We start from the raw sequence: 12,231 nt of genomic DNA on the forward strand, positions 1-12,231 counted from the left end.
TTCTCGATTGAGCAGTGCAAGGGGTCGCAGCACATAGGAAAGCGCTGCCGACCGAAAAAGTCCGGAAACCGTCTAACGCGATTTCTCTGCGGCAAGACTATCGTTATCTGCGGCATTCGCACACCAGCCGCAACAAAAGGCCTGACCTCTCATCTGACTGCGTTGCAGCGGGTCCAGCACCCAGGGGCGTGACTGCCACGGAGGGTCATGACGCAGGTGCTGGGTATGGCCGCACGACAGCAGCGCAAACCAGTGACCGTGCTCGTCCTGTCTCAAATCGATAACGATTGAACCTTTCAAAGCGGGCCGTCCGTCAGAGTTGCGTTCGCTTTCGGGCGATTGCTTGGTTAAACTTGCCCGTTCTTCAATCTTAAGCAAAAGGTCTTGTCCCCATGCCGATCGCCGCCAAAAAGGCTGTCTCCATTGACTATACCCTGACCAATGACGCTGGTGAGGTCATCGACAGTTCTACCGGTGGTGCGCCGCTGGTTTACCTGCACGGTGCAGGCAACATCATTCCGGGCCTGGAAAAGGCACTGGAAGGCAAGGAAGTAGGCGACCAGCTGAAAGTTGTCGTCGAGCCCGAAGACGCCTACGGTGAGTACTCGGCCGAACTGGTCAGCACTTTGGGCAGAAACATGTTCGAAGGCGTCGACGAGCTCGAAGTCGGCATGCAGTTTCACGCTTCCGGCCCGGATGGCAGCATGCAGATCGTGACCATTCGTGATGTGGAAGGCGACGATGTCACCGTTGACGGCAACCATCCGCTCGCGGGTCAGCGCCTGAACTTCGACGTGAAGGTTGTGGCCATCCGTGATGCCAGTGAAGAAGAAATGGCTCACGGCCATGTTCATGGTGAAGGCGGTCATCAACACTGATTTGTGCTGCTAAGCTCAGGCACTGAAAAGGCGCCCTGGCTGTTCTGCGATGACGACTTTCGTTACGCGTGCGGTCACGGTGCCTTTTTTCGGGTTGTAGCCTGGGGCGACTTGTTTCAAAAGGGGTTCTCATGAGTGCTTTTCACGACATCAAATTGAAAGCGCTGGGTGGCCAGGAACTGCCGCTGGCGAATTTCAGGAACAAAGTGGTTCTGGTGGTCAACGTCGCGTCCAAATGCGGGCTGACACCGCAGTACGCAGCACTTGAAAACCTCTATCAGCAGTACAAGGACAAGGGCCTTGAGATACTGGGTCTGCCGTGCAACCAGTTTGCCGGGCAGGAACCAGGTACCGAGCAAGAGATCACCGAGTTTTGCCAACTCAACTACGGCGTGACCTTTACGCTGGGTGAAAAACTCGATGTCAACGGCCCTAATCGTCACTCGCTTTACCGTTTGCTGGCGGGCGAGGGTGCCGAGTTCCCCGGGGATATCACCTGGAACTTCGAAAAGTTTCTGGTCGGCAAGAACGGTGGTGTAAGCGCACGTTTTTCTCCGCGTACCACGCCGGATGATCCTGCCGTTATCCAGGCCATTGAAAAGGCCCTGGCGCAAAGCTGATCGTATAGCCGGGGTAGCATTTCGCGTTCGCCCGGCTTTCTTGCGCGCTCGTCGCTTCTGAACTCAAATCAGTCAGATCAATAGTACTGGGCCAGCGCTGACGCCCGGCGATATTCTGCGCGCCTGATGGCAATCGACCATTTCACAGGAGTTGCGCATGTCGGCAGAAGCCTTGTTCACGCCTTTCCGTCTGGGCAGTCTGGAGCTGTCGTCGCGTGTGGTCATGGCCCCCATGACCCGCTCGTTCTCGCCAGGGCACGTGCCCAACTCGAAGGTCGTCGAGTACTACCGGCGGCGCGCTGCGGCAGGCGTCGGGCTGATTATCACCGAAGGTACGACGGTCAATCACAAGGCCTCCAACGGCTATCCGAACGTCCCGCAGTTTTTCGGTGAAGCGCCACTGGCCGGTTGGCGCAAAGTGGTCGAGGCAGTACATGCGGAGGGCGGCAGGATCGTCCCGCAACTCTGGCACGTCGGCGCAGTTCGTCGTCCTGGCACCGAGCCGGACGGCAGCGTGCCTGCCTACGGGCCGATGGAGAAGGTCAAGGACGGTCAGGTGCTGGTGCATGGCATGAGCAAGCAGGACATCGACGAGGTCGTGGCGGCCTTTGCCCAGGCTGCCGCCGATGCCAAGGCGATTGGCATGGACGGTGTCGAAATTCATGGGGCTCACGGTTACCTGGTCGATCAGTTCTTTTGGGAGGGCAGCAATCAGCGCAGTGACGAGTACGGCGGCAGCCTCGCCAACCGCTCACGTTTTGCCCTCGAACTGATCAAGGCCGTGCGCGCCGCAGTGGGCCCGGACTACCCGATCATTTTCCGTTTCTCACAATGGAAACAGCAGGATTACGCCGCGCGCCTGGTGCAAACGCCCGAGGCGCTGGGCGAGTTCCTGCAGCCTCTGGCCGACGCTGGCGTGGATATCTTTCATTGCTCTACCCGGCGTTTCTGGGAGCCTGAGTTCGATGGCTCCGACCTGAACCTGGCAGGCTGGACGCGCAAGCTGACTGGCAAACCGACCATCACAGTCGGCAGCGTCGGACTGGACGGTGAGTTCCTGCAATTCATGGTCAACACCGACAAGGTCGCTCAACCGGCCAGCCTGGAAAATCTGCTGAAGCGGCTGGGCAACGACGAGTTCGATCTGGTGGCGGTGGGGCGTGCGCTGCTGGTCGATCCGGATTGGGCACTGAAAGTGCGCGAGGGACGCGAGCAGGACATCCTGCCCTTCAGTCGAGACGCACTGGCGACACTGGCCTGATCTTCTTGCTGGCGACCGGCCTGATCTCTTTGATGCTTGCAGCATTCTGGCTCGGGCAGGCCTCGCGCAATTGACGTTCGAACTGATCGATGACCGCTGTCCAGCCCTGGCGACTGGCATGTTGCCGGGCATTGAGGCGCACGCGGCGCAGTGTCTCATTGTCTTCCAGCAACCAGCGCGCCGAGTCGATGAACGCCGCCTCGTCCCCCGGCATGGCCAACGCACCGTTATGGCCGTGGCGGATATGCTGCCCGGCAGCGGCTTCATCGTAGGCGACCACGCCCAGGCCTGAGGCGAGTGCTTCGAGAACCACATTGCCGAAGGTTTCGGTGAGGCTGGGGAACAGAAACATATCGGCCGAGGCATAGTGCGTCGCCAGCACCTCGCCGCGCTGGGTACCGCAGAAAATCGCATCCGGAATTTGCTGCTCCAGCTGCGGGCGTTGAGGCCCGTCGCCAACCACCACCAGTTTCAGATTACGTTGCGGGTAACTGTCCTTGAGCGCCTCGAAGGAGGCTTTGAGCAGGCTCAGGTTTTTTTCGGGGGCAAGGCGGCCAACATGCAGGACCGCGACATCATCGGCTTGCAGACCCCAGCTCTCGCGCAGAGGCTGCGAGCGTCTGGACGGGCTGAACAATTGGCTGTCGACGCCTCGCGACAACAGCTCGATCCTCTCAAAGCCACGCCGCTCCAGCTCGACCTTCTGACTGATGCTCGGCACCAGCGTCATGCGCGACCGGTTGTGGAACCAGCGCAGGTAGTGCGTCAGCAAACGGGTGATGAAACCCATGCCGTACTGCTGCGTGTACTGCGGGAAGTTGGTATGGAAGCCACTGATCACCGCAATCCCCAAACGCCGCGCTGCGCGCAGTGCCGAGAGCCCCAGCGGACCTTCCGTGGCGATGTACAGCACATCCGGCCGGCGCCGTTGCCAGCGCCGCAGCAGCTTGTGCATCGAAGACTGACCCCACTGCAATCCCGGGTAACCCGGTATCGGCCAGCCCCGGCAGAGCAGCAGATCCTCTGCCGTGCCCGCGCCGATCTCGTCGTTCTGACGTGGCCGGACCAGCTCGACCCGATGCCCGCGCAACCGCAACCCTTCACACAGCCGCCCCAGGGTATTGGCGACGCCGTTGATCTCGGGAGTAAAGGTTTCAGTGATCAGGGTGACATTAAGAATTTGGCTCATGAGAGCAGTGTCGACTGATTACATTTCGGTTATGTGGCGGTTGTGTGATGGATTGGTGATAGGGCGTCGGTAAGGTGAGCAAGTTGGCGTGAGACTGCGCGGAATAGTTAATAGGTAAACGCATAGGCTGTACAACCCAACGGGGTGACATTAGGAAATGGCACAGTATTGTCGGTATGGGTCATTTGAAAGTCCCTCGCGCACGTTCCATTGCCGCTGGCATAGGCACGAAGTCTTTATCCTCCACAATGGATCTGCGTTGTTCGATAGTCATGCTCTCCATGAAGCGAGTTGAGCGGGACATTGCCGAGCTGCCGAGTGTTGCGGGTAATGCGACTGGAGGTTTTTTCTCCGTCTGTGTGATGGCAGCGTTCAACAGGCTTGCAAACTGACCTGAGCGGTTTTCCGGTAGTCTTTCGAGGGATGCCGGTCGGTAGGAGGAGAGTTGTTCTGCGGCAGATTCTGTTTTTATTTCCATAGCGATTACTCCTGTTTTTTTCAATCAGGAGAGCAAGGATAATGCCATATTTAATGTATTGGTTGTTCCTACGCCGTTGCAGTCTTGTATTAGAGGTCGGGAAGATATGTCCTACACAATATTCCTACGTGTAATGTTTTTTCATATCTCGGCAAGCAGTGTCTGGTTGCGGAAAGTCGCTGCCGTTACACGGAATGGAGTTCTATAAGCTGCTTGTAAGAATGCTGATATATCGCTGTAAGAAGTTTCCCTTTTAATGCTGAAGTGCCGAACAGATAACTCGTTATCTGTTCGGCACGCTCTCAGGCGGAGTCGTCACTCAGCCGGTCAAGCAGGGCACTCAGCCCAGATCACGAACCAGTTGGCCGATCACTTCGCCCACTTTGGCCAGATCCGGTGCCGCCAGACGATGTTCATCGGCATACGAATACGCCACGGTGAACAGGCCGGCGGTGCGGGTGGAGTAAGCAGGGGCGTCTTTTTCGAAAACACGGTTCGCGGCTTCGGCAGTCAGCGAAGTGGAGCTGATGACGATGCGCTCTTCGGGGTCGTTCACGCCGTTGATGTACACGTTGTCCGGGTTGATCGACCATTCGGCCAGTTCACTGACCAGAAAGGCGCGGATCTTTTCCTGAACGGTTGCGTTGTCAGCGGCCAGTGCAGCAGGATTTACTTGAGCATTCATGATTTAACTTCCTTGTTAAGTTCATGTGTCGCCTGGTTTCATGGAAGGTGGCTTCACATGAACGGATTGATTGAGGCCCTATTTAGCCCTAGCTGGCAGGGTGAGTTGCGGTGCATATTTATATGCGTGTGATTTTTTTCTTTGCGTGTGCCGAACCGCATGGCACGGTCCGGCAGGTTGGCATTCAGCCGCGTGCGTGGGTCACCGGCAACGCATCCGCGCCACGCTCGCGCACCCAGAACAGCGTTGCCCCGGCCACTGCAGCAGGCATCATCAGCAGGTTGACCACCGGGATCAGCAAGGCGACGTAGACGATGCCGCCGAAGCTAAGGCTCTGCCAGCGTTTGCTCTTCAGCCAGCCGAGCATTTCGTTCCAGCCCAGTTTGTGGTTGTCAGCAGGGTAGTCGATGTACTGGATCGCCATCATCCACACCCCGAACAATAGCCACAGCGGGGCGGCGATGATGTTGGCGACCGGGATGAACGACAGGATGAACAGGCCGAGCATGCGCGGCAGCATGTAGCCCAGCTTGCGCGCTTCGCGGGCCAGGGTGCGGGGCACCATGGCGACCAGTTCGGCCCAGCTGAAATCGGGCGATTCGTCTACACCGCGAACCACGGCTTCGACCTTTTCGGACAGAAACCCGTTGAACGGTGCGGCGATGATGTTGGCGACCACGGTGAAGGTGAAAAACACCATCAGCAGCACCAGCGCCACGAACAGTGGCCAGAGGATATAGCTGAGAAAGCTCAGCCAGTGAGGCAGGGTCGGCATGAAGGTGTCGACCCACAGCTCGAACTGATGCACCGCCAGATAGATCAGGCCGCAGAACAACACCACATTGATGCTCAATGGCAGTAGAACGAACAAGCGCAAGCCAGGGCTGAGGACCAGTTTCAGGCCCTCTCTCAGGTATTGCGGGCCGGTAAGGGCGGGAGCGGGCATGGGAGTCTCCGAGTGCTTGAAAGGCGTGACCTTACCGGCTTTGTGATGGCCATGAAAGGGCAGAGCACCGACGGTTTTTGAGCATGCCAGACTTGTGGCGTATCCTTGGCGAAGGAAGACCATCCGAATGGCTCGCCACCCATGCGCCGCTTTCAAGCGCTTGCGCTATAGAAGTGACCTATAGGGTGGATTGTGAAACGATATTTCCTTAACCTCTGCGGCCCCGATAGGCTGTTCCGCAATTTAAGACCTGTCCTTCAGGTCAGAATTTTCAGGACCTGCCGAACCAAACGACGCTTCCCCAAGCGTTTCGGTGGTCCTTTTTATCCAGCCGTCCCGACCGCGGCGTAAACGGTCGGTCGATAGGAGTGTGTCATGTCAGACGTACGTCATTCCCGAGTGATCATTCTCGGTTCCGGCCCTGCCGGTTACAGCGCTGCGGTCTACGCCGCTCGCGCCAACCTCAAGCCCCTGCTGATCACCGGCATGCAGGCTGGCGGCCAATTGACCACGACTACAGAAGTTGATAACTGGCCAGGCGACCCGCACGGCCTGACCGGTCCTGCGCTGATGGAACGCATGCGTGAGCATGCCGAGCGTTTTGAGACTGAAATTGTCTTTGACCACATCAATTCCGTTGATCTGGCCGGCAAGCCGTTCAGCCTGCAGGGCGATAGCGCAACCTACACCTGCGACGCCCTGATCATTGCCACCGGCGCCAGTGCTCGCTACCTAGGGCTGCCTTCGGAAGAAGCGTTCATGGGCAAGGGTGTCTCTGCCTGCGCAACCTGCGACGGTTTCTTCTATCGCAACCGTGAAGTCGCGGTGGTCGGTGGTGGTAACACGGCGGTGGAAGAGGCGCTGTATCTGGCCAACATCGCCAGCAAGGTGACCCTGGTTCACCGTCGTGAAACCTTCCGTGCCGAGAAGATTCTGATCGACAAGCTGCACGCGCGCGTCGCCGAAGGCAAGATCGAACTCAAGCTCAATGCCACGCTGGACGAAGTCCTGGGTGACAACATGGGCGTGACCGGTGCGCGCCTGAAGAACAACGACGGCAGCAGCAGCGAGCTGAAAGTCGACGGTGTGTTCATCGCGATCGGTCACACGCCGAACACTTCGTTGTTCGACGGCCAGCTGGCGTTGAAAGACGGTTACATGGTTGTGCAGGGTGGCCGCGAAGGCAACGCTACGGCGACCAGCGTCGAAGGCGTATTCGCTGCCGGTGACGTGGCTGACCACGTGTATCGCCAGGCCATTACTTCGGCTGGTGCAGGCTGCATGGCGGCACTGGACGTCGAGCGCTACCTGGACGGGCTGGCTGACGTATCGTTCTGATTTGCTCTCGTGCCCAAGCGCTCAGCGCTATACACAAATCTTATGGGAGCGATCCGCATTGCTCGCGAAGAGGTCAGTACATCCCCCAGAAACAGGGTGTTTGAACCGATGCCTTCGTGAGCAAGCTCACTACCACAGTGGGCTGTACTCTGCCTCATGTTGTGTTTAACCCCGTTTTCCGGGCTTACCAGGACGTGTGTATAGCGTGGAGTGCCCAGGTATGGGCACTAGAACGATGTGATTTCAACCCAGCCGATCAAGCCTTGCGCTTGAGCGGCTCGCCTTCAAACTTCACACCCGCCAGACCCTTCGCGATCAGCGCACGGATATTGCCGTGGTCGCTGCCTTCAGGCGTGGCTTGTACCGAGCGGTAATGCTCGCCGAACGCCAGCAGTGCCTCTTCGTCAGTCAGGCCTTCCAGTAATGCCAGGCCCAGGGTTTTGCACGACCCTTCGTTTTGCCCGGCAGCATTGTCGACGTCGCCGTTTCTGAAGGCCTGAGGCTGGTAGTCGTAGCCTTCAGCGATGAACGCCAGGGTGTCGGCAAACGCATGCTCGCCGCTGCGCAGGCGGGTGCGCAGGGAATTCAGATCAGTCATGTTGTTTGGTTTCCTTGACGAACGCCGCCTGTTGTTCGGCGTTCGCTTCTTTCTGGTAGCGGGCTTTCCACTCGCTGTAGGGCATGCCATAAACCACTTCACGCGCATCATCGAGGCTGAGGTCGATCTGCTTTTCGTCAGCGGCGGCCTTGTACCACTTGGACAGGCAATTGCGGCAGAAGCCGGACAGGTTCATCAGGTCGATGTTCTGGACATCCTTGCGGCTGTCCAGATGCGCGACCAGTCGGCGGAAGGCTGCAGCTTCGAGTTCGAGGCGTTCTTGCTCGGTCATGACGGGCTCTTTTCAGTAGACGGTTGGCGTCATGATAAGAGTTTCAGCGTTGACCGGCGAGCGTGATCGACACCGATTCGGCAAAGCGCAGGGCATGCGGCTTGTCGACTTCCACCTCAGCGTAGGTAACCGCCTCGTGGCTCATCACCAGATCCAGCACTTCCTGGGTCAGTCGTTCCAGCAGGGCAAAGCGATTGCCCTCGACATGCTGGATGATGGCCTTGGTGATGGTGCGGTAGTTGAGGGCATGCTCGATGTCATTATCCCGAACGGCTTCCTGAGCGGCATAGAGAATCGTCAGGTTGATCAGCACGTCCTGTTTGTTGAGGATTTCGTCCTCGTTGATGCCGATGAACGTGCGCAAGCGCAGGTCCTTGACCCGGATGCGCGCGGTGCCAGGTTCGAGTCTTGCCATTATTGTCTGCTCCGTCCGATCAATTGCAGAAACTCCATGCGCGTGGTGCTCGAGTCCCGGAAGGCGCCCAGCATCACTGACGTGTTCATGGTCGAATTCTGCTTTTCGACGCCGCGCATCATCATGCACATGTGCTGGGCTTCGATGACCACGGCGACGCCGGCGGCTCCGGTGACTTTCTGAATTGCATCGGCAATCTGCTTGGTCAGATTTTCCTGAATCTGCAGACGTCGGGCAAACATGTCGACGATGCGTGCGATCTTCGACAGACCCAGCACCTTGCCGGTCGGAATGTAGGCCACATGTGCCTTGCCTATGAACGGCAGCAGGTGGTGCTCGCAAAGCGAGTACAACTCGATGTTCTGGACGATGACCATCTCATCGTTGTCGGAGGCAAACAGGGCGCCATTGACGATCTCTTCGACACTCTGGGTGTAGCCGTGACACAGATACTGCATGGCTTTGGACGCGCGTTTCGGCGTGTCCAGAAGACCTTCGCGGTCTGGATCTTCACCAAGGCCGAGCAGAATATCTCGATAGTGCTGGGGCAGGGACGAACTCATCAGAATGATCCTCGGGGCGGCTTACTTGACGTGCCGTCCGCCGTTTACGGTCAGTGTTGTGCCGGTGACATAGGTGCTGTCCAGAAGATAACGCAGGCTCTGGTAGATCACCTCTGCACCTGGCTCTATGCCCAGGGCCGACTTGGCCAGGGCGTTGGCGCGGTAGGCCGCATCATCCTTGGGTTGAAACATCAACAGCGCCGGTGCTATGCCGTTGACTTTGACAAGCGGGGCGAACCTGGCGGCGAAGGACAGCGTCAGGCTTTCCAGGCCGGCCTTGGTTGCGCAGTAGGCGATGTGCTTGCTGCTGCCCTTGCGGGTCACGTCATCGCTGATATGCACGATGTCAGCGACCTCACTGGCGGTCAGCAACGACTCGCAATGCAGATTGATCAGGTAGGGCGCCAGCATGTGCACGCTGAACATGCGGGTGAAGTTTTCGGCTTCATCGCCCGGTGTTTCTGCCAGCCACTCGGAAGCGTTGTGGACAATGGCCCGCAGGCTCGAGGTCTGGGTTTTCAACAGCTCGACAAAGGCCATGATCCCGGCCTCACAGGAAAAATCCCCGTGGATGGCCACTGCTCCGGCCTGGCGCAGTTCCGTCACACTTTCGTGCTCGGTGCGATAACTGATGATCACCCGCTGCCCGTGTTCCAGCAGACGCAAGGCGCAATGCAGGCCCACGCGCTGGCTGGCGCCGGTGATCAGGATCGGTGCAGAAGACATTGCCATCGACAGCTCACGTATCGGTTATCCGTAGTGGACGGGGATTGTACGGTCGATTGTTTCTTCCGGTTTACAGGCAAAGTTATACCAGAGAATTTTTTTGTACAACCCTGGACATCATGAAACTCGGCGACGCAGTGCTCGCAGGCGCTGAGCACAGGGAGGTTTAGGAGACGGGCGGGGCTAGGAAGCGACCAAGACCTGTACCGAGGTGTAAAGGTGTACAGGTCTTTATGAGCTTAACGAGGGGAAGGTGATTGCGTCGGGCGTGCCGGTACAGGCGTGCTCTGCAGCCAGGGTGCCAGCAGGCGCGTGGACAGCGGGATGAACAGGTAGACCATCAGTGGGGTGAGCACCGCCGTGCTGATCATGATGCGCGGCAACAGGTCCAGATGGTTGAGCAGGGGGCCGAGTAGAAAATTGAAGATCAGCGAAACGGGGAAAAACGCCAGCCAGATTGCGACAGCCTGTTTCCAGCGTGGCGGGCGCTGGTCGATCGCGCCGAACCAGCCGTCGATGCCGCTGACCCGATGCTCCGAGGGTTGTGCGAAAAGACCGCTGCCGCGCACCAGCCAGGAGCGTCGAGAGGCGGAATGCTCCCAGGCGTGCATGGTGTGCTCATCGGTAAAGCGGAAAATGATCTGAAATTCGTCATCACCGGGCGGGGGCGCCAGTACCCCTGAACCCAGATACCCCGGAAAGTCCGTGGCCAGCTGTTCGCCTTCGTGCAGCCAGGCCATCATTTCATGGTAGCGACCCTGCGCCACGCGGCGGGCAACCATCAAGGTGACGGGTGAGGTAGACATTGTATATCTCCGGTAGAGGCGTGAAATTCCCGGGTAGGGAGGTCACATGCCGCGATCCGGGATGGTGGGTCGCGACAGTTTCACGTGAACAGCAAGCAAGGATTATTCCTGAAACGCTGAGAGACCGGTAGAGCGTTGCCGGGCAGGCGGGTTACTTGTGCAAGGACGGATGTTTGCGACGATGCTCTTGCAGGATGTACTGGCGCAAGCGTTCGGCATCGTCCTTGCCATGTTTGCTGAAATGATAGGCGCCGACGTTTTGCCCGATCATGCGCTCCAGCTTGCCGCGCATCGGAATGGGCGCTTGCCCTGGCGGGTTGAACCAGGCGGAAAAGTTTCTCGGCAGCTTGCCTTCCTTGCGGTACTCGAGCAACACACCCTTGAACGACAGCTCGTGAACCCAGAGTGCCGTCAGCGCGCCCTTTTCGGTTTCGAGAGGGATCGGCTCTTCCATCACGAGTCGCCATGGGCGGATCTTCGGACCTTCCTCGAAGATACTTGGTGCGCCGAGCTCCAGATGCAGTGCGTGGAATTCGTCCTCGACCAGATGCAGAGGGAAGTTCATCTGCTGATTCTCGAACTGCGCATGGATCGTGACCTGCTCATGAGCGGCCAGCTTCGTCAGCAGATCCTGGATCTGGATGCCGCCATTGACCAGCAGACTGCGCGTACTGTCACGTACGTTCAACTGGGGGTTGCGCTGCATGCTCTGGATAAAATCCAGCTCAGCCTGGGTGAGAAGTGAATCAGGTTGCATGGGCGGAGGCTCGGTCTAACCGGTTATTGAGAACAAAGACCATTGATTCCGCAAAGTGTTCTGGCCATCCGTCATATTTTTTCATTCAAGTGTTTCAACTCTGCTGTGCTTCTTCGGGCAGACCGAAGGCAGAATGGTCCGTAGAAAATTCAGACGGCATTCTAAGGCATAATGTTTCACTTTTTTAAGCTGCTGCAGGAATAACCATGAAAGTCGCCATCGTGTGTGGAACGGTCTACGGATCGGCCGAGGAAGTTGCCAGACACGCCGCCGCACTGTTGCGTGTCGCCGGCCATGAAACCCTCGTCAATCCGCGCCTCATGCTGCCGGAGCTGCTCGCCTTCGAGCCTCAGGCGCTGCTTGCCGTGACATCGACTACCGGGATGGGCGAATTGCCCGACAACCTCATGCCTCTTTATGCAGCGCTGCGCGACGGTCTGCCGGGCGAACTGCGGGGATTACCTGGTGGGGTGATTGCACTGGGCGATGCCAGTTATGGCGACACCTTCTGCGCAGGCGGTGAGCAGATGCGCGAACTGTTCGCTGAGTTGGGCGTCAGCGAAGTACAGGACATGATGCGTCTGGACGGAAGTGAAAGCGTCACCCCGGAAACCGACGCCGAGCCGTGGCTGGAAGCGTTCATCAAGCACCTGGGCTGAAAACATCGCGCTCCTTTATG

Annotated in this window: 17 protein-coding genes; 5 read left to right on the top strand and 12 right to left on the bottom strand. The window is 58.2% G+C overall.

Going from position 1 to position 12,231, the window contains the following annotated elements; translation table 11 throughout:
* Positions 1–72: 72 nt before the first annotated feature.
* On the bottom strand, positions 73–378 hold the full coding sequence (locus GE543_RS04480; protein WP_003316996.1) for a DUF3565 domain-containing protein: 306 nt from the start codon (positions 376–378) through the stop codon (positions 73–75).
* 14 nt (positions 379–392) lie between these two features.
* Here GE543_RS04480 and GE543_RS04485 point away from each other — a divergent pair, with 14 nt between their 5' ends.
* The 3 genes from GE543_RS04485 (at position 393) to GE543_RS04495 (ending at position 2,759) form a co-directional block, all read left to right on the top strand.
* Positions 393–878 carry a peptidylprolyl isomerase gene (locus GE543_RS04485; RefSeq protein WP_003408731.1) on the top strand — a complete coding sequence of 162 codons (486 nt, stop codon included), beginning with the start codon at positions 393–395 and terminating at the stop codon, positions 876–878.
* Positions 879–1,009: 131 nt separating this feature from the next.
* A complete protein-coding gene (locus GE543_RS04490) occupies positions 1,010–1,498 on the top strand; it encodes a glutathione peroxidase (RefSeq protein WP_046271595.1) in 489 nt (162 codons plus the stop codon).
* A gap of 157 nt (positions 1,499–1,655) precedes the next feature.
* Positions 1,656–2,759: an NADH:flavin oxidoreductase gene (locus tag GE543_RS04495; RefSeq protein WP_153220896.1), complete on the top strand. Its 1,104-nt coding sequence runs from the start codon at positions 1,656–1,658 to the stop codon at positions 2,757–2,759.
* Here GE543_RS04495 and GE543_RS04500 read toward each other — a convergent pair.
* From GE543_RS04500 to cysZ, 4 genes are all read right to left on the bottom strand, one after another.
* Positions 2,728–3,948, bottom strand: a complete 1,221-nt coding sequence (locus tag GE543_RS04500; RefSeq protein WP_153220897.1) for a glycosyltransferase family 1 protein — start codon at positions 3,946–3,948, stop codon at positions 2,728–2,730. The genes GE543_RS04495 and GE543_RS04500 overlap by 32 nt on opposite strands.
* 181 nt (positions 3,949–4,129) lie before the next feature.
* A complete protein-coding gene (locus GE543_RS04505; protein WP_178118544.1) occupies positions 4,130–4,426 on the bottom strand; it encodes a hypothetical protein in 297 nt (98 codons plus the stop codon).
* A gap of 340 nt (positions 4,427–4,766) precedes the next feature.
* The gene (locus tag GE543_RS04510; protein ID WP_003408740.1) at positions 4,767–5,111 is read right to left on the bottom strand and encodes a hypothetical protein; all 345 of its coding nucleotides are present in this window, start codon (positions 5,109–5,111) and stop codon (positions 4,767–4,769) included.
* A gap of 184 nt (positions 5,112–5,295) precedes the next feature.
* Entirely contained in the window at positions 5,296–6,057 is a 762-nt protein-coding gene (gene cysZ, locus GE543_RS04515) for a sulfate transporter CysZ (protein WP_003408742.1), read from the bottom strand.
* Positions 6,058–6,432: 375 nt separating this feature from the next.
* On the opposite strand from cysZ, the gene trxB reads away from it, so the two are divergent.
* Positions 6,433–7,395: a thioredoxin-disulfide reductase gene (gene trxB / locus GE543_RS04520; protein ID WP_003316986.1), complete on the top strand. Its 963-nt coding sequence runs from the start codon at positions 6,433–6,435 to the stop codon at positions 7,393–7,395.
* Between the two features lie 256 nt (positions 7,396–7,651).
* Here trxB and GE543_RS04525 read toward each other — a convergent pair whose 3' ends face one another.
* From GE543_RS04525 to GE543_RS04555, 7 genes are all read right to left on the bottom strand, one after another.
* Positions 7,652–7,993: a HopJ type III effector protein gene (locus GE543_RS04525; RefSeq protein ID WP_003316985.1), complete on the bottom strand. Its 342-nt coding sequence runs from the start codon at positions 7,991–7,993 to the stop codon at positions 7,652–7,654.
* Complete coding sequence (locus GE543_RS04530; RefSeq protein WP_003346198.1) at positions 7,986–8,285, bottom strand: DUF1244 domain-containing protein; 300 nt, start codon at positions 8,283–8,285, stop codon at positions 7,986–7,988. The genes GE543_RS04525 and GE543_RS04530 overlap by 8 nt, the downstream gene beginning before the upstream one ends.
* Before the next feature lie 43 nt (positions 8,286–8,328).
* On the bottom strand, positions 8,329–8,700 hold the full coding sequence (folX, locus tag GE543_RS04535; RefSeq protein ID WP_003316983.1) for a dihydroneopterin triphosphate 2'-epimerase: 372 nt from the start codon (positions 8,698–8,700) through the stop codon (positions 8,329–8,331).
* Positions 8,700–9,263 carry a GTP cyclohydrolase I FolE gene (gene folE / locus GE543_RS04540; RefSeq protein ID WP_003346200.1) on the bottom strand — a complete coding sequence of 188 codons (564 nt, stop codon included), beginning with the start codon at positions 9,261–9,263 and terminating at the stop codon, positions 8,700–8,702. Before folE ends, folX begins: the two co-directional genes overlap by 1 nt.
* A gap of 21 nt (positions 9,264–9,284) precedes the next feature.
* Positions 9,285–9,995 carry a dihydromonapterin reductase gene (gene folM / locus GE543_RS04545; protein ID WP_003346202.1) on the bottom strand — a complete coding sequence of 237 codons (711 nt, stop codon included), beginning with the start codon at positions 9,993–9,995 and terminating at the stop codon, positions 9,285–9,287.
* Positions 9,996–10,228: 233 nt separating this feature from the next.
* Positions 10,229–10,795 (bottom strand): hypothetical protein, encoded by a 567-nt coding sequence (locus tag GE543_RS04550; RefSeq protein WP_003408746.1) that lies wholly within the window; start codon positions 10,793–10,795, stop codon positions 10,229–10,231.
* Between the two features lie 151 nt (positions 10,796–10,946).
* Positions 10,947–11,552: a hypothetical protein gene (locus GE543_RS04555; RefSeq protein ID WP_003408751.1), complete on the bottom strand. Its 606-nt coding sequence runs from the start codon at positions 11,550–11,552 to the stop codon at positions 10,947–10,949.
* Between the two features lie 206 nt (positions 11,553–11,758).
* Between GE543_RS04555 and GE543_RS04560 the strand changes: the two genes are divergently transcribed.
* A complete protein-coding gene (locus tag GE543_RS04560) occupies positions 11,759–12,211 on the top strand; it encodes a flavodoxin (protein ID WP_153220899.1) in 453 nt (150 codons plus the stop codon).
* The last annotated feature ends 20 nt before the right edge of the window (positions 12,212–12,231 follow it).

The organism is Pseudomonas sp. SZ57 (assembly GCF_009495975.1).
Classification (GTDB): Bacteria; Pseudomonadota; Gammaproteobacteria; order Pseudomonadales; family Pseudomonadaceae; genus Aquipseudomonas; species Aquipseudomonas syringae.